This is a genomic window from Actinoplanes sp. NPDC051411 (genome assembly GCF_040682075.1).
GTDB lineage: Bacteria > Actinomycetota > Actinomycetes > Mycobacteriales > Micromonosporaceae > Actinoplanes.
The window spans coordinates 1-20,919 of the sequence record NZ_JBFBAD010000010.1; the positions used below are offsets into that span (position 1 = coordinate 1).

Below are 20,919 nucleotides of genomic sequence, written 5' to 3' on the forward strand. Positions count from 1 at the left end.
CCCGTGGTGTCCCGGCCTTCGCTGTCCGCAGCCGAGCGAGCTCTTCGAGAAAAGGCTCAGCTCTGGCTGCTCACCGGTTGCCCGGTGACCAGATAGACCATCTGCTCGCCGATGTTGACCGCGTGGTCGGCGTAGCGCTCGTAGAAGCGGCCCAGCAGCGCACCGTCGATCGCGGTCTCGGCGCCGTACGGCCAGTCGTCGTTCAGCAGGATCTTGAACAGGTCGCGCTCGAACTGGTCCATGGCGTCGTCGTCGCCCTCGAGCTCGGACGCCTGGGTGGCGTTCACCTCGGCCAGCACCGTCGTGATCTTCTCGGCCATGCGGTCGGCCACGTCGGCCATGCCCTTGAAGACCCCGCGCAGTTCGGCCGGAACGGCCGGGGACGGGTGCCGCCGCTTCGCGGTCTTGGCCACGTGCTCGGCCAGGTCGCCCATCCGCTCGAGGTCGGCGGAGATGTGCAGGGCGGTGATCACCATGCGGAGGTCGGAGGCGACCGGCGCCTGGCGGGCGATCGTGTCGGCGACCTTGGTCTCCACCTGGGCGTAGATCGAGTCGACCTCGGCATCGCGTTCGATGACCGCCTCGGCCGCCTTGAGGTCGGCGGTGAGCAGCGCGGTCGTGGCCTTGCGCATCGCCGCGCGCACCGCCTCGGCCATGGTTACCAGCAGGCGGCTGACCTCATTGAGGTCGGCCTGGAACTCCTCGCGCATTTCTCTCGTCCCGGGGTCTCGGGGCCGTGCCCTGAGCAGGGTTCGGCCTTGGTTGATGTCCAACCTAAGCGTGCCTTACGGCGCGGACATGAACGGGGATGAACGACGCCGGGCGCGGTGGTGAACATTATTCGACACGAGACCGTTATGTCCGGATCAAGCTGGGGTTCAGGTAAACAATGACCCTACGATCGCGGCGTGGACTCGGGGCATGTCGGTTGGGCACTCCTGGCTGCGCTCATCATCGGCGTGGTGGCAGGGGTGCTGATCGCCCGCGCACGCAGATCGCCGGCGTCGGTGCGCAGCTCTTTGGTGCATAGCCCCGAGAGCCGGTCGCACGAGGGGGGTCGCGCCATCGAACACGAGGACGAGCCTTCAGGCCTTTCCAGGGCGGTGGGCGGGGCGGTCGGATGGGAGCCGCACAACGGCAAAAACGGCATGAAGGGGCTGGGACGCCGCAGCCTCGACTCGCTGCGCGTCGGTGTCGTGGTGCTCGACGCGGAAGACCACCCGGTGCTGGTCAACCCGGCCGCGCGAGCCATGGGCCTGCTGCGCTCGGGCGGTGCGCCGGGCACGATCGCGGCCCACCCGATCCTGCGTACGCTCGCCGGGCAGGTGCGCCGCACCGGCGTACGCCGCGAGGTCGAGCTCGATCTTCCCCGAGGCCGCGCCGGCGGGGCGCAAGCCCCGCTCGGCCTGCACCTGCGCGCGGTGGCGCTGAATGCCACGCACGTCGCGGTCGAGGCGGCCGACGTCACCGAGTCGCATCGGCTGGCCCGGGTCCGCCGCGACTTCGTGGCCAACGTCAGCCACGAGCTCAAGACCCCGATCGGCGCGCTCCAGCTGCTGGCCGAGGCCCTGCTCGACGCCACCGAACTGCCCGCGGCCGAGGACGCCGAGGAGCAGAACGAGGATCTGCTGGCCGCCCGCCGGTTCGCCGAGCGCATCCACCACGAGTCGGCCCGCATGGGCCGGCTGGTCAGCGAGCTGCTCGAGCTCACCCGGCTCCAGGGCGCCGAGCCGCTGCCGACGCCCGAACCGGTTCCGATCGACTGGGTGATCGCCGAGGTCGTCGACCGCACCCGCACCACCGCGTCGGCCAAGGGCATCGAGGTCGTCTACGCCGGCCCCAAAGGCTCGACCGTCTACGGCAGTGACAGTCAGGTAGCCACCGCGGTGACCAACCTGGTGGAGAACGCGATCGCGTACTCCGGGGAGAACACCAAGGTCTCGATCACTCTGCGTCAGGATGACGACTGGATCGAGATCGACGTTGCCGATCAGGGAATCGGCATCGCGGCGCACGACATCGACCGCATCTTCGAACGGTTCTACCGGGCCGACCAGGCCCGGTCCCGGTCGACCGGCGGGACCGGCCTCGGTCTCGCGATCGTCAAGCACATCGCCACCAACCACGGCGGGCGGGTCGACGTGACCAGCACGCTGGGCGACGGTTCGACGTTCACCCTGCGCCTACCGGCGCGTCCCCCGGAAGCCCCTTTGCCGTTACCGACGGCAATTGAGATCGAAACCGGTGCCGCCGGGCACTAGCCCCGGTAACCGGAACATGGAAGGAACCACATTGGCCCGCGTGCTCGTGGTCGAGGATGAGGAGTCGTTCTCCGACGCCCTGTCGTACATGCTGCGCAAGGAAGGCTTCGAGGTCTCGGTCGCGCCGACCGGCACCTCCGCCCTGACGCAGTTCGACCGGACCGGTGCCGACATCGTGCTGCTCGACCTCATGCTGCCGGAGATGTCCGGCACCGAAGTGTGCCGCCAGCTGCGGCAGCGCTCGGCCGTCCCGATCATCATGGTGACGGCCCGGGACAGTGAGATCGACAAGGTCGTCGGTCTGGAGATCGGCGCCGACGACTACGTGACCAAGCCCTACTCGCCGCGCGAGCTGGTCGCCCGCATCCGCGCCGTCCTCCGCCGTCAGGGCACCGACGCCCCCGAGGTGGCCACCCCGACCCTGGCCGCCGGCCCGGTTCGGATGGACGTCGAACGCCACGTCGTCACGGTCGACGGCGCCGGCGTGCAGCTGCCGCTGAAGGAGTTCGAGCTGCTCGAACTGCTGCTGCGCAACGCCGGCCGGGTGCTGACCCGCGGCCAGCTGATCGACCGCGTCTGGGGTGCCGACTACGTGGGCGACACCAAGACCCTCGACGTGCACGTCAAGCGGCTGCGCTCCAAGGTGGAGCCGGAGCCGTCGACGCCGCGCTACATCGTCACCGTCCGGGGCCTCGGCTACAAGTTCGAGCCGTAGGGATTGACAGCGGGCTATCTGTAAATTCAACTTACTGAATGGCCCGCTCTCTTCTCGTCGCCGGGATCGTCCTCGGCGGCGCCCTGCTCGTCGCGCCGGCCGCCCACGCCGCCGGCCCGGCTCTCACCGCCACGGTCGTACCGTCCTCGACCTGGAACTCCGGCTACGGCGCGACGTCACCATCAAGAACAACGGTGACGCGGCCGCGACCAGCTGGGTGGTCGAGTTCGATCTGCCCACCGGCACCACCGTGACCAGCTCATGGAGCGCCACCCGCACGAGCAGCGGCAACCACTACCGGTTCGCGAGCCTGTCGTGGAACGGGACCGTGGCGCCGGGCGGCACCGCGAGCTTCGGCTTCAACGCCGCCAACCTGGGCCTGCCGTTGAACTGCCTGGTCAACGGGGTGGCGTGCTCATCTGTTGTCACCCCACCGTCGAGCCCGCCGCCCGGCTCGCCGCCGCCGACGTCCCCGACACTGCCGCCGTCCACCGGCTCCATGGTCGACGTCTCGACCGCGGCCCAGCTCAGCACGGCCCTCGCCGCCGTGCAGCCCGGCCAGACGATCCGGCTCGCCCCCGGCACCTACTCGGGCGCCTTCCTCGCCCGGACCGCAGGCACCGCCACCGCGCCGATCACCCTCACCGGCCCCACCACGGCGGTGATCACCAACCCCGGCGCCTCCGGCACCAACCCCGGCTGCTCGACGCCCGCCGCCGGCTTCAACCCGGGTTACGGCCTTTGGCTGTACGCGGCGGCCTACTGGCGACTGAGCGGGTTCACGGTCGCCGGCGCGTCCAAGGGAATCGTGCTCGACGCCGCCCCGCACGTCCTGATCGACGGCGTCTACGTGCACGACATCGGCGACGAGGGCGTCCACTTCCGCCGCTCCTCAGCCGACGGCGTGATCGAGAACTCCCGCATCGAACGCACCGGCCAGGTCCAGCCCGACTTCGGCGAAGGCGTCTACCTCGGCTCGGCCAACTCGAACTGGTCCTGCTACGGCAACACCGGCGGCGTCGACGCCTCCGATCGCGTCCAGGTCCTGAACAACCACATCGGCCCGGACGTCGCCGCCGAACACGTCGACGTCAAGGAAGGCACGGTCGGCGGCGTCCTGCGCGGCAACACGTTCAACGGCCAGGGCATAGCCGGCCAGAACTCGGCCGACTCGTGGGTCGACGTGAAGGGCAGCGACTACCTGATCCAGGGCAACATCGGCACCTTCACCCCACCCGGCGTCTTCGCCAACGGCTACGAGACCCACAACCCTACGGCCGGCTCCGGCTGCGGCAACATCTGGCGCGACAACGTCTCCGACCTGGGCAACGTCGGCACCTGGGCGATCGACGTCACGTCGACGTCCAAGTGCGCCGGCCACCTCAACGTCGTCTACACCTCGAACACGGTCACCAACGCGGTCAGCGGCCTGACCAACATCAACCCCACTGCCGGCTAGGTGGTCGTCGGTGGAGCCCACGACCGCCGCCACCCGCTCGCGCAGCGGTCCGGGAAGAGCGTGCCCGCCGTTGACACGTGGCCTCGGCTGTCAAGCGCGCTGGGACGGCGGCGTGGCGGGCTCTCGGCCGCCGATTTCCCGGGGCAGGGCGCGCTCGGCCGCCTTCGCCGTGGCGGGGTGGATGGCGATCAGGCCCGATTTGATGCGGGCCTCGCAGAGTTCGGCCAGCCTCCGGTACGCCGATTCGCCGATCAGCGCGGTCAGCTCGGGGCCGTACGTCACGTACATCGAGTCGGTGCCGACGTGGGCGTCCGGGGACGACGTGCACCACCAGTCGAGGTCGTGGCCGCCCGGGCCCCAGCCGCGCCGGTCGAACTCGGTCAGGGTGGACTGCAGGATTTTGGTGCCGTCGGGACGCTTCACCCAGTCCTGCTCGCGGCGCACCGGCAGCTGCCAGCAGACGTCCGGCTTGTAGGTCAGTGGGTGCACGCCGTCGCGCAGGGCCTGGGCGTGCAGTGCGCAGCCGCCTCCGCCGACGAAGTCCGGGTCGTTGAGGAAGACGCACGGGCCGTCCTCGGTCTGGATCGCGGTGCGCCGGGCCGGTTTCGAGCCGTCGATGGTGTCCATCTCGGTGTAGTTCTTGAACCCGCGCCGGTAGTGCTGCCACGTCTCGGGGGTCAGTTTGGCGGTGGCCGCCTTTACCCGGTTCTCGTCGTCGGCGTCGGTGAAGAACGCGCCGTGGGTGCAGCAGCCCTCCTGAGCCCGGCCGGCCACGATGCCGTGGCAGGCGGAGCCGAACACGCAGGTCCAGCGGGACAGCAGCCAGGTCAGGTCGGCCCGGACGAGGTGCTGTTCGTCGTCGGGGTCGAGGAATTCGATCCATTCGCGAGGGAAGTCGAGATCGACCTCGTCGGCTCGGGCGGCGGCCGCGGCGGCGCGGGCGCTGCGGATCTGGTCACGGCGACTCACTCGCGACAGCGTACGCGTGCAGGTGACGTACATGCTGTTGGCGCCCGGTATGGCAGCATTTACCCGCCTGCTGGGACGGCGGTGGAGACGGACGGGTCTACCCTTGACTGCGTGAGTTCCCGTGTCCCCGTCCTGCTGTCCAGCTCGTCGGTCTTCCCCGAGCCGACCGCCGCCGCGTTCGAGATGGCCGCCACGGTGGGTTACGACGGGATCGAGGTCATGGTCTGGACCGATCGGGTCAGCCAGGACACCGGTGCCCTCAAAGGTCTGGCCGAGCACTATGACGTGCCGGTCCTCTCGGTGCACGCCCCGTGCCTGCTGGTGACCCAGCGTGTCTGGAGCCCCGACCCGTGGGAGCGGCTCAACCGGGCCGCCCAGCTCGCCGAGTCGCTCGGCGCCCCGACCGTCGTCGTGCACCCGCCGTTCAGCTGGCAGCGCGACTATGCGAGAAACTTCGTTCCCGGGCTGGTCAAGGTGCAGGCCAAGCATCCGGACATCACGTTCGCGATCGAAAACATGTTCCCGGTGAAGATGGCCGGGCGCTGGTTCGTGCCCTACACCCCGGGGTGGGATCCGACCGAGGTGGGCTTCGACGCGTACACGCTTGACCTGTCGCATTGCGCGGCCGCTCGCGTCGACTCGCTGGAGATGGCCGCCAAGATGGGTTCCGGGCTGCGGCACGTGCATCTGGGTGACGGCACCGGCGAGGCCCGCGACGAGCACCTGGTGCCGGGCCGCGGCAGCCAGCCGTGCGCCGAGGTGCTGCGCTCGCTGGCCGGCCGCGGCTTCACCGGCTCGGTCGCGCTCGAGGTCTCGACCCGGCGGGCGCCGAGCCGCGCCGCCCGCGAGGCCGACCTGCGTGAGTCACTCGCCTTCGCCCGCCGCCACCTGGCTCCGGCCCAGTCCCCGGCGTCGGTCTAAGGCCTGTCCTAGGCCGGGGTGAGAGCCGCTCGTTTGCGGGCTCGGTGCGCCGCCACGTGGGAGCGGGTCGCGCAGCGTTCGGAGCAGAAGCGCCGGCAGTTGTTGGACGACGTGTCCAGGTAGACGTTGCCGCAGCGTTCGTCGGCGCAGATGCCGAACCGGGCGCTGCCGTATTCGCAGAGCCACACCGACAGTCCCCACACCGCTCCGGCGAGGTATTCGGCGCTGACCGAGGAGCCGCGGCTGGTCACGTGCATGTGCCAGTCGCTGGCGTCGTGGCCCGAGATGCGTGGCTGCACGGGGAAGGCCTCGAGCAGCGAGTTGAGTTCGTTGACCGCGTCGACGTCGCGGCCGGACGTGCCGTTCTCGAAAACCTCGCGCAGCCGGCGCTTGGCCCGGCGGAAGACCACGAGGTCCTTCTCGACGACCTCATCGCGCATCCAGGCCTGGTCGTCGGCGAAGACGGCCTGCAGCCCGGCGAGATCGTCCATGTCCGCGTTGACGAGGTCAACCGCGGTGCGGGCGTACGCATCGAAGTTCACTCGACAAAGGTAGCCGCACCGGTCGCACACGAACACCGGCTGGTCGCACACCCGGCGCCGTGGCGCACCCACAGTGCCGCCGAATCGGACAGGTTCTGGCGATACGCTCGCCCCATGCTCCGTTCCGTGTTTCTCGCCGCCGCGGGCTCGTCCCGGCTGGAACGCCTGGTCGGCGCCGTCCCGGCCAGCCGGTCGATGGTCCGTCGCTTCATCGCCGGGGACGACGCCGACCAGGCCGTGACCGCCGTGCGCGCTCTGGCCGACGACGGTCTGGCGATCACGGTCGACTTTCTGAACCCCGAGACCACCACCGCGGAGCAGGCCCGGGCGGTCAAGGACGAATACGTGGCGCTGCTGGGCCGGCTGAAGGGCGCCGGGCTGACGCCCGCCGCCGAGGTCAGTCTCAAGCTCTCGGCGGTCGGCCGGCGGCTCGACGACAAGATCGCTTTTGAGTACGCGTCGGAGATCTGCTCGGCGGCCACCGAGGCGGGCACGGCCGTGACGCTCGACGCCGAGGACCACGCGAGCACCGACTCGACCCTCGAGATCCTTCTCGACCTGCGGAAGGATTTCCCGGAGACGGGCGCCGTGCTGCAGGCCCATCTGCGGCGCACCGAGGGGGACTGCCGCGAGCTGGCGACGGCTGGGTCACGGGTGCGGCTGTGCAAGGGCGCCTATTCGGAGCCCGAGTCGGTGGCTTTCCAGGATGCTCTCGATGTCGACAAGTCGTTCGTGCGCTGCCTCAACATTCTGATGTCGGGCGAGGGCTACCCGATGGTGGCGACCCACGACCCGCGGCTGATCGCGATCGCCGAGGACCGGGCCCGCTGGTTCGACCGGGCAGCCGACGAATACGAGTTCCAGTTCCTGCACGGCGTCCGGCCGGAGGAGCAGGCCCGCCTGGCGGCCGGCGGCAACGTCGTCCGGGTCTATCTGCCGTACGGCCGGCAGTGGTACGGCTATCTGATGCGGCGGTTCGCCGAGCGGCCGGCCAACGTCACTCTGCTCGTCCGTTCGCTGACCGAGCGGCGATAAATTTTCGGTCATAAACCGACATTCTTCGTGTGTCGGGCTTGACTTTTTGGAGTCATTTCACGGAACGCATCGCGTTGGTCACAGCCGTATCGATACCGTTCGGATGACACGCACGTTTTCGCTCCCGCCGCACGTCATCTCCTGCCGCGGCGGCACGTGCCCGCGAAAGGATCGGTGCGAACGACATGACGGGTCCAGCCCAGACCGAGGGGCTCTCCGAGGTGCGGTTCCTGACCGTCGCCGAGGTGGCCGCTCTGATGCGGGTCTCCAAGATGACCGTCTATCGGCTGGTGCACGGCGGCGACCTGACCGCCGTCCGGGTCGGCCGGTCCTTCCGCGTGCCCGAGCACGCGGTCCACGAGTACCTGCGCGGCGCCTTCTCCCAGACGGCCTAGCGGTGCCGTAAGCAAGACCACCGGTGGGACTGCCGGGGTCCTTTTGGCCTCGTACGTCGGAGGCCGGTACGCTGGTGCGGTTGGTTCCCGGTCGGATGCCCGCTCCCCGCGAGCGATGGCCATGACCGGGACGCCGTCCAGATCGAATGCGGACCGTGCCGTGTGGCACACCCGGGTTCGACCCCACATGGTTCGAGAGGCTTTTCGTATGGGCTCCGTGGTCAAGAAGCGCCGCAAGCGTATGGCGAAGAAGAAGCACCGCAAGCTGCTGCGCAAGACCCGCGTCCAGCGTCGCCGTCTGGGCAAGTGACGGCCGGCCGGGCGCTCGCCCGGCCGTTCCCGCCTCACTTGCCTGTGTCTCACCATGCCTGTGCTTGAGCGATCTGCGCCTGAGCAAGGGCCGCATCGTGGCTGAAATCCGGAAGCATCGGAAGGTTCATCACCTGTGGTGACCTCACCGCCCCGCGTCGTCGTGGTCACCGGAGTCAGCCGGTTCCTCGGCGCCAGCGTGGCCGCGCGTCTCGCCGCCGACCCGCAGGTCGAGCGTGTCATCGGCCTGGATCCGCACGAGCCGCCCCCGGCCCTCGCCGGCCTGCTGGGTGACGTCGAGCTGATCCGGGCCGACGCGCGCGCGGCCATCGGCGCCTTGGCCGACCTGCGTGCCGAGGCGATCGTGCACCTCGCGGTGACCAGCGCGCCCGATCCGCAGCACGGCGGCCGCGCGGCGATGAAAGAGCAGAACGTCATCGGCACCATGCAGATGCTCGCCGCCGCGCAGAGCGTTCCGAGCCTGCGCAAGCTCATCGTGCGCTCGTCCACCGCGGCCTACGGCGCCTCGTTCCGCGACCCGGCCGTGTTCACCGAGGACACCGAGCCCCGGGCGGTGCCGCGGGGCTCGTTCGCCCGCGACATCCTCGACATCGAGGGCTACGTCCGCGGGTTCCGGCGTCGTCGTCCGCAGGCCGGCGCGACCGTGCTGCGGTTCGCGCCGTTCATCAGCTCGACCGCCAACACCACGCTGACCCGGTACTTCGCCCAGCCGATGGTGCCGACCGTGCTCGGCCGCGACGCCCGGCTGCAGTTCGTGCACGTCGACGACGCCCTCGAGATCCTGCACCGGTCGGTCGTCGAGGACCATCCGGGCACCTTCAACGTGGCCGGGGCCGGGGTGCTCGCGCTGTCCCAGGCCGTACGCCGGGCGGGCCGGGTCGCGCTGCCGCTACCGGAGGGCACGCTGTCGACGGTGGCCGCGGTGGCCCGCAACCTCGGTGTCGGACAGATCGGCCTGGACCAGATCGACCTCTTCGTGCACGGTCGAGTCGTGGACACCACCAAGCTCGTACGCGAGTTCGGCTTCACGCCGCGCAGCACGGCCGAGGCGTTCGACGACTTCATCCGCGGCCACGCCAACGGCTCGTCGCTGACCGCCGACCGGCTGGTCGCCGCCGAGCGGGCGATCCTCGACGGCATCCGCCGCGTGCGGGCCGCCGCCACCGAGCCGGCCACCACCGAGCCGGCCGCCGAGAAGCCCGCGGAACAACCGCCGCCGGCCGGCGAGAGGTCCAGCGCGCGGGCCGGGGGAGGCGAGCGGACGTGAGCAGCCAGGACGAATACCACGAGACGCTGCCCGGCCACGCCGACTTCAAGCTGCCCGAGCCGGCCGCCCCGCGAAAGATCAATGGCCGGCGTCCGATCCCCGAGGTACCGGCGCTCGCCGAGCCGGAGCCCGAGCCCGATCCGATCGACGTGTGGGACCAGCGGGTCGCCGGTGCGCTGGCCTTCCTGCGCCGCCGCCTGGCCGGGGCCTACGAGGTCGACGACTTCGGCTTCGACCGCGAACTGACCGACGGCGTCTTCCACCCGCTGCTCCGGGTGCTCTATCGCGACTGGTTCCGCACCGAGGTGTTCGGCATCGAGCACGTGCCGGCCGACGGCGGCGGGCTGATCGTCGGCAACCACTCCGGCACGTTGGCCCTCGACGCGCTGATGCTGACCGTGGCGGTCCGCGACCAGCACCCGCAGGAGCGGCACCTGCGCCTGCTCGGCGCCGACCTGGTCTTCCGGGCGCCGTTCCTGAGCGAGCTGGCCCGCAAGTCGGGTGCGACCGTGGCCTGCAATCCCGACGCGGAACGCCTGATGACCCAGGGCGACCTGGTCGGCGTCTTCCCGGAGGGCTTCAAGGGGATCGGCAAGCGGTTCGCCGACCGCTACAAGCTGCAGCGCTTCGGGCGGGGCGGGTTCGTCTCGGCGGCCCTGCGCACCGGCACCCCGATCGTGCCGGTGGCGATCGTCGGCGCCGAGGAGATCTACCCGATTCTGGCCGACGTCAAGCCGCTGGCCCGGCTGCTCGGCATCCCCTATTTCCCGGTCACGCCGACGTTTCCGTGGCTGGGGCCGCTGGGCCTGGTGCCGCTGCCCAGCAAGTGGATGATCCAGTTCTGCGAGCCGATTCCGACCGCTCATCTGCGCGAGCACGCCGACGACCCGATGGTCGTCTACAACCTGGCCGACCAGGTGCGCGAGACGATCCAGGCCACGTTGCACGAGTTGCTGGAGAGGCGCCCCGATCCGTTCGGGCTGTGACGGCCCCGAAGCTACTGGAGTGGCACAGGGGAGCGGCTTATAGTGACGAGCGAGGGGCGGGCCCGGTATTGGACCGGATGACCGCCCCTCGCCACGTCGGCGCCGGGTTTTTCAGCGCTTCAGTTGCTGCCCAGGATCCCGCCCAGCAGCCCGCCGAGAACGCCGCTGCCCTTGTCCACGGTGGTCGCCGGGGCCGGGATCGCGGCGTCGCTCGGCACCAGTCCGTTCGGTGCGATGCCCGGGGCGAGGAGGTCGGGCACGGCGCCGCCGTCCGCGGTGTCCGCGTCCGTCGTGGCGGCCTTGGTCGAGGCGAACGGCTCGGCGGTGGCCCGGCTGGTGCCGCCGCTGGCGGCCGGTGAAGCCGTACGCCGCGGGTGCGCCGGAGTGTCCTCCTGCGGTGCCCGCCCGCTCAGTTTGCCGGTGTGCCCGCTCGGCCGGCTGGTGGTCGAGTCGTTGTTGGGCTGGGTCGCGCAGGTGTGCAGTTTCGGCCCGAGCATGTCGGTGCCGATCGGGCTGACCGAGGAGCAGCTCAGCCCGCCGCGCAGGTCGTCGACCCGCTGCCGCACCTCGTCGAGCAGGCTGATCGAGGCCAGCGCCCGGGTGCGGTTGGTGTCGCTGAGCCGGCTCAGCACCGGGGTCAGCGTGCGCTGCTGACTCGCGGCGAAGGTGTCGACCGTGGTCAGCGGTTTGGTGTCGTGCCGGGCGACCGCCGAGGTGGTCAGCAGGCTGACCCCCTTGCGGGTCGAGTTGTCCATGTCGTTCAGGACGCCGCCGAATTCCCGGTCGTCGCCCGGCAGCGCGGTCGCCTCGGCGAGCCGGGTGCGGGCGAAGTCGAGTGACAGCTGGCCGCGCGTGACGTCCGAGCCGGCCATCGCCAGCTGGGCCCGTTCGGCCGAGCGCTTGACGCCGTACAGGGCGTCGCCGGGCGCCGCGTTCTCGCTCGCCGCGGAGATTCCGGAGACGGCCATCGCGCCGGCGGCTACGCCGATCACGATCGCCCCCCGGGCCCGGATGCGCCGGCCACCGAGGCCGAGCACCGCGAACCGGGATCCGCTCTTGATGGGTACGGCGGTCTGAACTGCCGTCGCGGCCTCGTGGTCGTCCGCCGTTGCGGTACGGCCGATGCCGTCTCGTTCGGCCGTGGCGACCAGCATGGCTCGCAGGCCGACGCGGAACTCGGAGTCAACCGAGACCCCGGGCCGGGCCGCGGACAGGCCGCTGCCGATGGCGACCAGCTCAGCGAGCTGCTCGTCGCCCGCGCCATGAGTGGTGTGGTGCCGGCGGCCGCCGCTGCTCTCGTCGAGAAGTTCCGCGAAGCGCTCGGCGCTCCGCCGGTCCAGGAAGTCGAAGTTCACCGTGGGCACCTCCCCTCGCTCGTGTCGGTGTCGTCGGCGATGTCGCCGACGGGGGCGACAAAACCGGTGGCCGGTAGGGCCGTCCGGGGTCGCACCCGGACAAACGCGCGACACGCGCACCCGGTTACGGGACGACGGGGCCGGTATCGGGTATCGGAGATCGACTTGCGGGACGCCCGGGTCACCACTGGAACCCTTCGGGCAGCAACCGGGCCAGCGCTCGGACCGCCCGGTACTGCAGCGCCTTGATCGCGCCCTCGTTCTTGCCCATGGTCTGGGCCGTCTCGGCGACCGAGAAGCCCTGGAGGAACCGGAGCACGATGCACTCCTGCTGCTCCGGGTTGAGCTGCTTGACCGCGGTCAGCAGGGCAACGTTGGTGATGTGGTCGACCACGGCCGACTCCGGGCTGCCTTCCGGGCCCCGGTCCTCGCGGTCGGCGTCGAGCACGTCGCCCGTGGTGACCTCGAGCCGGTAGCGGCCCGACTTGAAGTGGTCGGCGACCAGGTTGCGGGCGATGGTGACGAGCCAGGCGCCGAGGTCACGGCCCTGCCAGGTGAAGCTGCCGATCCGCTTGAGGGCCCGTAGGAAGGTGTCCGAGGTCAGGTCCTCGGCCAGCTGCCGGTTGCCGACCCGGAAGTAGACGAAGCGGAAGACGGTGTCGATGTAGCGGTCGTAGATCAGCCCGAACGCCTCGGAGTCTCCGGCCTGTGCCCGCTCGACCAGGGCCCAGACCTCGGCCGCGGCGTCGGTCGGGTCGGGGCGGGCCGGGTATTTCGGCGGCTCCGACTCGGTCGGCGGGCCGCTCGTGCTCTGCGCCGGGACGACCACGGTGACCTCGCCCGGCAGCGGGCTCTCGCCGAGGTTGCTGCGCTGGCCGGGGCCCGGCTGGGCGGGCGGGAAGGGCGAGACCCGGCCGCCGTTGCCGATCGGTTTGACGTTGCCGCCCGGCGGCATCCGCTCGTTGACCGGCTGACGATTGTGGGTCCGCTTCGGGCTGTCTCCCCGGATCGCGTTGACGATCATGCCGTCGACGGACTCACGCAGCGCGGTCAGGCCCTCGGAGAGGGTAGGACGGCGATGGAACTGGTCTCCGGCGTAGACATGACTCACTGCGCCTCCTCACCCCGGCGGGCCTGGTTCGACTGCGAGTCCGTCCCGCCAGACGGTGAAACGCAGTATTTCCGTGCTTTTTGTGGCACAGCTGGCCTCCTCGGGACGAGGGGTTGTCACTCATAGCAAAAGGGGTGGGGTGGCGCGGCCAAAACCGAGCCCACCTCACCCTTAGGTGTGGAGTCCGTTACACAGACAGGAAGTATCACGGACCCCGGGCACACGGAGTCGCACACTGTGTGCGCTCCGCGAAATGTGCACGAAGCGCCTCAGACGAGACACAACGAACTTCTGCCACGATGACCGGACATTCGGCCGAGCGCGACGGACAGACTGTGCGATCCACCTATCGGGCACGATCTGTGCCAGACTCGGGCCTCGTGGAGGAACCCGCCCGGGCCGGTAAAGCGGCGGATGCTGTGGCCGACGAGAGACGCGCCCCCGACCCGGTGGCCACGGCCGCCGCGCGGCGGCCCGGCGGGGCCGCGCTGATCACCGGCGACACGACTCTGAGCTGGGCCGATGTCGATGCGCGGGTGTCCGCCGCGGGGGCCGGGATGATCGAGCGGACCGGGCCCGGCGACCGGGTGGCGATCGTGCTCGGCAACACCGTCGAGTTCGTGGCGGCCTATTTCGGGACGCTGCGGGCGGGGCGGGTCGCGGTGCCGCTCAACCCGGGCTACACGGCGGACGAACTCGACTTCGCCTTCACCGATTCGGGCGCGGCCCTGATCGTCGCCGAGGAGCCCGGTGCGGCCGCTCCGCGGTCGTGGGAGTCACGTCGCGTACATCTTGATCTCGAGGCCGCGGCAGCGACGCTGCCGCGAGTCGACCGCGATGATCTCGCGGTCCTGCTCTATACGTCGGGGACGAGCGGGCGGCCGAAGGGCGCCATGCTGACGCACGCGGCGCTGGCCGCCAACCATGATCAGCTGGACGCGATCGAGCCTCCGCCGGCCGGCCCGGACGACGTCGTGCTGCTGGCGATGCCCCTCTTTCACGCTTACGGGTTGAACACCGGGCTCGGAGCGGTCGCGCACCATGCGGCGACCGGGGTGCTGCTCGACCGGTTCGACCCGGCGGCCTCGCTCGCGCTCATCGCCTCGCGGAAGGTCACCGTGACGATCGGTGTGCCTCAGATGTACTCGGCGTGGGCGCGGCAGCCGGACGCGCGCTCGGCGCTGAGCGGCCTCCGGACGGCCGTGTGCGGCGCGGCGCCGCTGCCACCCGGGGAAGCGGCGCGGTTCACCGCCGCGACCGGCAAGAACATCTTGATCGGGTACGGCCTGACCGAGACCGCCCCGGTGCTCACCACGACCGCGGTCAGTGACCGCGGCAAGACCGGCTCGATCGGCCGGCCGCTGCCCGGTGTCTCGCTGCGGCTGCGGTCGGCGGACGGTGTCGTGCTGTGGGAGGACGGCACCGCCTCGCCCGACGAGGACCTCGCTGAGCTGGACCTTTCGGTCGCCGGCACGGCCGGGACGGATCCCGGCGAGATCGTGGTGCGCGGAGCCAACCTGTTCCGGGGCTACTGGCCGGACGGTCGCGACGGGCCGGGCGCCGACGGATGGTGGCCGACCGGCGACGTGGCCTATGCCGACGGTGACGGCGACCTGCACCTGGTCGACCGGTTGGGCGAGTTGATCCTGGTGAACGGCTTCAACGTCTATCCGGCCGAGATCGAACGGGTGCTGGGCGATCATCCCGCGGTCGTCGAGGCAGCGGTGGTCGGGGTGGACGACCCGGATTCGGGTCAGCGGCCCCATGCGTACGTCGTCGTGGAAGCCGGCCCGCCGCCCGACGTGACCGATTTGCAGAGTTTCTGTGCCACCCGGCTGGCCCGGTTCAAGCGGCCGACCGTCGAGTTGGTGAGTGAGCTTCCCCACTCCGCCATCGGCAAGGTCAGGAAGAGGGAGTTGCGATGACCACGCGTCTGACTTTGATCAGCCGGCCCGGCTGTCATCTCTGCACCGACGCCGAGGCGGTGCTCGACCGGATCGCACCCGGCCAGTGGGAGCGGGTCGACGTGGAGTCCTCGGTCGAGCTGGAACGCGACTTCGGCGACCGGGTTCCGGTGCTGCTGCTGGACGGAAAAGAACACGGCTACTGGCGGATCGAGGAAGATCGTCTTCGCCGGGATCTGGCTCGACAACCGGGTGAGCCCCGCCTGTAAGTTGGCTCGCGTGACGCGCACGCACCTGGTTTGGGACTGGAACGGCACGCTTCTCGACGACCTCAGCCTGGTGGTGTCGTCGACCAACCACGCCTTCGCGGCGGTCGGTGGCCGGGCGGTCGACGCCGACGAGCACCGCACCCGGTTTCGGCGCCCGGTGGCCGATTTCTACGCCGAGGTCCTCGGGCGGGCGGTCGACGAGGAGGAGTTCGGCCGGCTCGACCGGATCTTCCACGACGCCTACCGGGTGGGCCTGACCACGATGAGCCTGGCCGCCGACGCGATGACCGCGATCAAGTCATGGCCGGGCACCCAGTCGCTGCTGTCCATGTGGTTCCACGAGGAGCTGGTGCCGGCCGTCGAGACCTACGGCCTGGCCGGTCTCTTCGCCCGGGTCGACGGGCTGCGCACCGAGGTCGGCGGTGACCTCAAGGCCGGTCACCTCGCCAACCATCTGGCCGAACTCGGGGTCCCGGGCGAGCAGGCGGTGCTGATCGGCGACTCTCTGGACGACGCCGCGGCGGCCGACTCGGTCGGCGCCCGAGCGGTCCTCTACACCGGTGGCTTCACCGCGCCCGCCCGGCTGCGCGCCTCCGGCCGCCCGGTGGTCGACTCGCTGGTCGACGCGGTAACTCTCGCGCGCTCTCTGTAATTGGCTTCGCCGGCCGTCGCGTGGGCATACTCGGATAGTGACCTGAGGAACCAGAAATGGATCTTCCTGTCAAGATCGCGATTTGTGCACGCCTTCACAAGCGCCTACTCTGGGCCTTCGAGAGCCCCGCTGGTCCAGCCGGTGCAGGCACCGCGTCTCAGGGCTCGTCGCAGGTCAGATACCTCGTCGGCACGGAGTCAGATGAGTCAGCAGCGTCACGGAAGCACGCCCGGCAACACCGGCGCGGAGCCGGCCTTTCCCGATCTGCCGGAGGCGACGATCGCCCGGCTACCCGAATATCTTCGCGCCCTGCACAACCTGGGCGAGACCGGGGCCGACACGGTCTCGAGCGAAGGCCTGTCCGCGGCCGCGGGGGTGAACTCGGCCAAGCTCCGCAAGGACCTCTCCCACCTGGGGTCCTACGGCACGCGCGGCGTCGGCTACGACGTCGCCCTGCTGATCGAGCAGATCGAGTTCGTGCTCGGTCTCGACCAGCGCCGGGCGGTCTGCCTCGTCGGCGTCGGTAATCTCGGTCACGCCCTCGCCGGATACGACGGGTTCGCCAGCCGGGGCTTCAAGATCGTGGCGCTGTTCGACGCCGACCCGGCCAAGGTCGGCGAGCGCATACACGGTCTGGTCGTGCGGCACATCGACGAACTACCCACGGCGGCGGTCGAGGAATCCATCGCGATCGGGGTCATCGCCACCCCCGCCGGCGCTGCCCAGGCGGTGGCCGACGACCTGGTCGCCGCGGGAGTGACCAGCATCCTCAACTTCGCTCCCTGCGTGCTGGCGGTGCCCGCCAACGTCGACGTGCGGAAGGTCGATCTCGCGATCGAGCTGCAGATTCTCTCCTTCCACGAGCACCGCAAAGCCTCGCTGACCGCGTTGCCCGGTGGTCGCTCGGAGGAAATAGGCCAGGAGGCGGTCGGGTCGTGAACCTACTCAGCGTCGGTGCGTCCTACCGCACCGCCGACGTCGGGACCCTGGAGCGGCTCACCATCGCCGCCGACGAGGTGCCCGAGCTGCTGCAGAAACTGGTCGCCCAGCCGTTCGTGGGCGAGGCCGTCGTTCTGTCCACCTGCAACCGGGTGGAGATCTATGCCGCGGTCAGCGGCTTCCACGGCGGGCTCGGCGACATCTGCAGCGTGCTGTCGGCGGAGTCCGGGATCCCGGCGTCCGAGCTGGCCGGCCACCTCTACGTGCACTACGACGAGGCGGCGGTGCGCCACTCGTTCCGGGTGTCGGCCGGGCTCGACTCGATGGTCGTCGGCGAGGCCCAGATCCTCGGCCAGCTGCGCGACGCCTACCACGCGGCAACCGAGGTCGACAGCGCCGGCCGCCTCATGCACGAGCTCATGCAGCAGGCCCTGCGGGTCGGCAAGCGGGCCCACTCCGAGACCGGCATCGACAAGGCCGGCCAGAGCGTGGTCACCGCCGCGCTCGAGGTCGCCGAGTCCCACCTGGGCACCCTCGACGGCAAGTCGGCGCTGGTCATCGGGGCCGGCGCGATGGGCGCGCTGTCGGTCGCCACGCTGACCCGGGCCGGCGTCGGACCGCTGCGCGTCACCAACCGCAGCGCGGCCCGGGCCGACCGGCTGGCCGAGGCGTACGGCGCGACCGCGGTTCCGTTCCACGACCTCGACGCCGCCCTGCGCGAGGTCGACCTGGTCGTCTCGGCCACCGCCGCCACCGAGCCGGTGCTCACCCGGGCCCGCCTCGAGGCGGCCGCCCCGCTGGTCGTGCTCGACCTGGCGGTGCCCCGCGACGTGGCCCCCGACGCGACCGGCGTCGCCGGCGTGACCGTGATCGACATCGACAGCCTGGCCGCGCACCGCCGCGCGATGCCGGCCGCCGCCGAGACCGCGGCCGTCGAGCAGATCGTCGCCGGCGAGGTCGACCACTTCCTGGGCTGGCTGCGCGGCACCGACATCGCCCCGACCGTGGCCGCGCTGCGCAACCGGGCCGACGACGTGGTCACGGCCGAGCTGCGCAAGCTGTGGTCGCGCCGGCCCGATTTCACGGATGAGCAGCGCGGCGATGTTTCCCGTACTCTGCACCGGGTCGTTCAGCAGCTGCTGCACTCGCCGACCGTCCGGGTGCGCCAGCTCGCCGCCGAGCCGGGCGGCGATCAATACGCGGCCCTGCTGCGGGAGCTGTTCGACCTCGACGTTCCACACGCCACGCAGGCAGACGCCGTACCGGAGATCGGAGGACAAGCGTGAGCGCCCCCCTTCGCCTCGGCACCCGCGGCAGTGCCCTCGCACTGGCCCAGTCGCAGCAGACCGCCGACGCGCTGACCGCGGCCACCGGCCGTCCGGTCGAGCTGATCCGCATCGTCACCTCGGGCGACCGCTCCTCGGCGCCGGTCACCCAGCTCGGCGTCGGTGTCTTCATCTCGGCGCTGCGTGACGCGCTGCTCGCCGGTGAGATCGATTTCGCCGTGCACTCCTACAAAGACCTGCCCAGCGCCGAGCACCCGCGGCTGCACATCGCGGCCGTGCCGCCCCGCGAGGACCCGCGTGACGCCCTGATCACCCGGGACGGCCAGGGGCTGGCCGGGCTCCCGCCCGGCACGATGATCGGCACGGGCGCGGTGCGCCGAATCGCGCAACTGCGGGCGTTGGGCCTACAGTTGCAGGTCACGCCGATCCGCGGGAACGTCGACAGCCGCATCGCCCGGGTGCATGGCCCCGAGGCCGATCTCGACGCCGTCGTTCTCGCCCGGGCCGGTGTGGCCCGTCTCGGCCGCGCGGCCGAGATCACCGAAACGCTGGATCCGATGCTCATGCTGCCCGCCCCGGCCCAGGGTGCGCTGGCGGTCGAGTGCCGGTCCAGTGACACAGACCTGGTCGAGCTCCTCGCCACGCTCGACCACGCATCGTCCCGGGCCGCCGTCGTGGCGGAACGGGCGATGCTCGCCACGCTCGAGGCCGGATGCTCCGCCCCGGTCGCGGCATACGCCGAATTCGCCGAAGGCGAGGACGGTGACGAGATCTACCTGCGCGGTGCGGTGATCAGCCCCGATGGGGCAGGAGCCATCCGGCTCTCGCGCACCGGAACGCCCGCCGGCGCGGCGGAGATCGGCAAAGCACTCGCCGCCGACCTCCTCGACGCCGGCGCCGATACCCTGATGGGGAGCACATCATGACCACCCGCACCGCTCGCAAGCCGGCCGGACGCATCGCGTTCGTCGGTGCCGGACCCGGCGACCCCGAGCTGCTCACCCGCCGCGCGCACGCCGCGCTCACCGACGCCGACCAGGTGGTCTTCGACCGCAGCGTGCCCGAGTCGCTGCTGGCCGCGATCCGGGCCGAAGCCAAGGCCGACGCGCAGTTCAGCCCGGCCGAGGGCGCGCCCGGCGACGTCGCCAACGTGCTGCTGTCCGCCGCCAAGAGCGGCCTGTCCGCCGTGCACCTGGTGGCCGGCGACCCGTTCGGCCACGACGCCGTGGTCAAGGAGGTGCAGGCGATCGCCCGCACCGCGGTCCACTTCGAGGTCGTGCCCGGCCTCGGCCAGGCCGAGGGCGTCGCCACCTACGCCGGCGTCCCGCTGCCCGGCGTGCGGATCACCGCCGACGTCGACGACGTGGCCGCCCTCGACTTCGACGCGCTCGCCACGGCCGCCCTCAAGGGCAGCTTTGCGGTCGCGGTCGACGCGGGTGACCTGGCCGCGGTCCGGGACGGCCTGCTCGCCTCCGGGGTCGAGCCCGGCATCGCGGTCGGCGTGACCGGCGACGGCACCGGCGAAACTCAATACACGACCACCTCGACCGTCGACAGCTTCGTCGCGGCCGCGCTCGGCTTCACCGGCCGGGTCGTGCTGACGGTCGGCTCCGACGTCGGCTCCCGCGACAGCATGAGCTGGTGGGAAAACCGGCCGCTCTACGGCTGGAAGGTGCTGGTTCCCCGCACCAAGGAGCAGGCCGGCGCGATGAGCGCGCGCCTGCGGGCGTACGGGGCGATCCCGTGCGAGGTGCCGACCATCGCCGTCGAGCCGCCCCGCACCCCGGCCCAGATGGAGCGCGCGGTCAAGGGCCTGGTCGACGGGCGGTACGCCTGGGTCGTCTTCACCTCGGTCAACGCGGTTCGCGCGGTCTGGGAGAAGTTCGACGAGCACGGCCTCGACGCCCGGCACTTCGGCGGCGTCAAGATCGCGTGCATCGGCGAGGCGACGGCCAACGCCGTACGCTCGTTCGGCATCCAGCCCGAGCTCGTCCCGGCCGGCGACCAGTCCAGCGAGGGCCTGCTGGCCGAGTTCTCGCCCCACGACGAGATCCTCGACCCGGTCGGGCGCGTGCTGCTGCCGCGGGCCGACATCGCGACCGAGACCCTGGCCGCCGGGCTCATCGAGCGCGGGTGGGAGGTCGACGACGTGACGGCGTACCGGACGGTGCGCGCGGCGCCGCCGCCGGCCGAGATCCGCGACGCCATCAAGTCGGGCGGCTTCGACGCGGTGCTCTTCACCTCGTCCTCGACCGTACGCAACCTGGTCGGCATCGCCGGCAAGCCGCACGCCCGCACGGTCGTCGCGGTGATCGGGCCCAAGACCGCCGAGACGGCGACCGAGTTCGGTCTGCGGGTCGACGTCCAGCCCCAGCAGTCCTCGGTGCCCGACCTGGTCGAGGCGCTCGCGTCGTACGCCATCGAGCTGCGCGAGAAGCTGGCCGCCATGCCGGCCAAGCAGCGGCGTGGCTCGAAGGTTCAGGGACCGACCGCTCTCCGCTTCCGCTGATCTTTAGGACCCCC

Annotated in this window: 21 protein-coding genes and 1 pseudogene; 17 read left to right on the plus strand and 5 right to left on the minus strand. The window is 70.9% G+C overall.

The window, feature by feature from the left end; translation table 11 throughout:
• Positions 1–56 precede the first annotated feature (56 nt).
• Positions 57–710, minus strand: coding sequence for a phosphate signaling complex protein PhoU (gene phoU / locus AB0M88_RS07745; protein ID WP_364097035.1), 654 nt, complete (start codon positions 708–710; stop codon positions 57–59).
• A 198-nt stretch (positions 711–908) separates the two neighbouring features.
• Here phoU and AB0M88_RS07750 point away from each other — a divergent pair, with 198 nt between their 5' ends.
• From AB0M88_RS07750 to AB0M88_RS07765, 4 genes are read left to right on the plus strand one after another with little or no spacing between them, the layout of a single operon-like run.
• Positions 909–2,261, plus strand: coding sequence for an ATP-binding protein (locus AB0M88_RS07750; RefSeq protein ID WP_364097038.1), 1,353 nt, complete (start codon positions 909–911; stop codon positions 2,259–2,261).
• A 31-nt stretch (positions 2,262–2,292) separates the two neighbouring features.
• On the plus strand, positions 2,293–2,976 hold the full coding sequence (locus tag AB0M88_RS07755) for a response regulator transcription factor (protein ID WP_364097041.1): 684 nt from the start codon (positions 2,293–2,295) through the stop codon (positions 2,974–2,976).
• Positions 2,977–3,014: 38 nt separating this feature from the next.
• Positions 3,015–3,230, plus strand: a complete 216-nt coding sequence (locus AB0M88_RS07760) for a hypothetical protein (protein ID WP_364097044.1) — start codon at positions 3,015–3,017, stop codon at positions 3,228–3,230.
• Positions 3,194–4,435 (plus strand): cellulose binding domain-containing protein, encoded by a 1,242-nt coding sequence (locus tag AB0M88_RS07765; RefSeq protein WP_364097047.1) that lies wholly within the window; start codon positions 3,194–3,196, stop codon positions 4,433–4,435. Before AB0M88_RS07760 ends, AB0M88_RS07765 begins: the two co-directional genes overlap by 37 nt.
• A gap of 90 nt (positions 4,436–4,525) precedes the next feature.
• Here AB0M88_RS07765 and AB0M88_RS07770 read toward each other — a convergent pair whose 3' ends face one another.
• Positions 4,526–5,404, minus strand: coding sequence for a hypothetical protein (locus AB0M88_RS07770; protein ID WP_364097050.1), 879 nt, complete (start codon positions 5,402–5,404; stop codon positions 4,526–4,528).
• A 111-nt stretch (positions 5,405–5,515) separates the two neighbouring features.
• On the opposite strand from AB0M88_RS07770, the gene AB0M88_RS07775 reads away from it, so the two are divergent.
• Positions 5,516–6,325, plus strand: a complete 810-nt coding sequence (locus AB0M88_RS07775) for a sugar phosphate isomerase/epimerase (RefSeq protein ID WP_364097053.1) — start codon at positions 5,516–5,518, stop codon at positions 6,323–6,325.
• A gap of 8 nt (positions 6,326–6,333) precedes the next feature.
• Here the strand turns inward: AB0M88_RS07775 and AB0M88_RS07780 are convergent, their stop codons facing one another.
• Positions 6,334–6,867 (minus strand): CGNR zinc finger domain-containing protein, encoded by a 534-nt coding sequence (locus AB0M88_RS07780; protein ID WP_364097056.1) that lies wholly within the window; start codon positions 6,865–6,867, stop codon positions 6,334–6,336.
• Between the two features lie 114 nt (positions 6,868–6,981).
• Here AB0M88_RS07780 and AB0M88_RS07785 point away from each other — a divergent pair, with 114 nt between their 5' ends.
• The 5 genes and pseudogenes from AB0M88_RS07785 to AB0M88_RS07805 all read left to right on the plus strand — a co-directional run bounded on the left by AB0M88_RS07785 (position 6,982) and on the right by AB0M88_RS07805 (position 10,880).
• The gene (locus AB0M88_RS07785; protein WP_364097059.1) at positions 6,982–7,902 is read left to right on the plus strand and encodes a proline dehydrogenase family protein; all 921 of its coding nucleotides are present in this window, start codon (positions 6,982–6,984) and stop codon (positions 7,900–7,902) included.
• 185 nt (positions 7,903–8,087) lie between these two features.
• Complete coding sequence (locus AB0M88_RS07790) at positions 8,088–8,297, plus strand: helix-turn-helix domain-containing protein (RefSeq protein ID WP_364097062.1); 210 nt, start codon at positions 8,088–8,090, stop codon at positions 8,295–8,297.
• A 208-nt stretch (positions 8,298–8,505) separates the two neighbouring features.
• Positions 8,506–8,607, plus strand: a complete 102-nt coding sequence (locus tag AB0M88_RS07795; protein ID WP_007465623.1) for an AURKAIP1/COX24 domain-containing protein — start codon at positions 8,506–8,508, stop codon at positions 8,605–8,607.
• A gap of 135 nt (positions 8,608–8,742) precedes the next feature.
• Positions 8,743–9,789, plus strand: a pseudogene (locus AB0M88_RS07800) (NAD-dependent epimerase/dehydratase family protein); the annotation flags it as partial.
• A 101-nt stretch (positions 9,790–9,890) separates the two neighbouring features.
• Positions 9,891–10,880: a lysophospholipid acyltransferase family protein gene (locus AB0M88_RS07805; RefSeq protein ID WP_364097065.1), complete on the plus strand. Its 990-nt coding sequence runs from the start codon at positions 9,891–9,893 to the stop codon at positions 10,878–10,880.
• Between the two features lie 119 nt (positions 10,881–10,999).
• On the opposite strand, the gene AB0M88_RS07810 is transcribed toward AB0M88_RS07805, so the two are convergent.
• Both AB0M88_RS07810 and AB0M88_RS07815 read right to left on the minus strand, forming a co-directional pair.
• Complete coding sequence (locus AB0M88_RS07810) at positions 11,000–12,235, minus strand: DUF5667 domain-containing protein (protein ID WP_364097068.1); 1,236 nt, start codon at positions 12,233–12,235, stop codon at positions 11,000–11,002.
• Between the two features lie 181 nt (positions 12,236–12,416).
• Complete coding sequence (locus AB0M88_RS07815; RefSeq protein ID WP_364097071.1) at positions 12,417–13,346, minus strand: ECF subfamily RNA polymerase sigma factor, BldN family; 930 nt, start codon at positions 13,344–13,346, stop codon at positions 12,417–12,419.
• A gap of 380 nt (positions 13,347–13,726) precedes the next feature.
• On the opposite strand from AB0M88_RS07815, the gene AB0M88_RS07820 reads away from it, so the two are divergent.
• From AB0M88_RS07820 to AB0M88_RS07850, 7 genes are all read left to right on the plus strand, one after another.
• Positions 13,727–15,271, plus strand: a complete 1,545-nt coding sequence (locus tag AB0M88_RS07820) for an AMP-binding protein (protein ID WP_364097074.1) — start codon at positions 13,727–13,729, stop codon at positions 15,269–15,271.
• Positions 15,268–15,519, plus strand: coding sequence for a glutaredoxin family protein (locus tag AB0M88_RS07825; RefSeq protein WP_364097077.1), 252 nt, complete (start codon positions 15,268–15,270; stop codon positions 15,517–15,519). The genes AB0M88_RS07820 and AB0M88_RS07825 overlap by 4 nt, the downstream gene beginning before the upstream one ends.
• Positions 15,520–15,529: 10 nt before the next feature.
• Positions 15,530–16,171, plus strand: coding sequence for an HAD hydrolase-like protein (locus tag AB0M88_RS07830; RefSeq protein ID WP_364097080.1), 642 nt, complete (start codon positions 15,530–15,532; stop codon positions 16,169–16,171).
• Between the two features lie 201 nt (positions 16,172–16,372).
• Entirely contained in the window at positions 16,373–17,110 is a 738-nt protein-coding gene (locus AB0M88_RS07835) for a redox-sensing transcriptional repressor Rex (protein WP_364097083.1), read from the plus strand.
• Positions 17,107–18,396 (plus strand): glutamyl-tRNA reductase, encoded by a 1,290-nt coding sequence (locus tag AB0M88_RS07840; protein WP_364097086.1) that lies wholly within the window; start codon positions 17,107–17,109, stop codon positions 18,394–18,396. Before AB0M88_RS07835 ends, AB0M88_RS07840 begins: the two co-directional genes overlap by 4 nt.
• Positions 18,393–19,322, plus strand: a complete 930-nt coding sequence (gene hemC, locus AB0M88_RS07845) for a hydroxymethylbilane synthase (protein WP_364097089.1) — start codon at positions 18,393–18,395, stop codon at positions 19,320–19,322. Before AB0M88_RS07840 ends, hemC begins: the two co-directional genes overlap by 4 nt.
• Positions 19,319–20,905: a uroporphyrinogen-III synthase gene (locus tag AB0M88_RS07850; protein ID WP_364097092.1), complete on the plus strand. Its 1,587-nt coding sequence runs from the start codon at positions 19,319–19,321 to the stop codon at positions 20,903–20,905. Before hemC ends, AB0M88_RS07850 begins: the two co-directional genes overlap by 4 nt.
• The last annotated feature ends 14 nt before the right edge of the window (positions 20,906–20,919 follow it).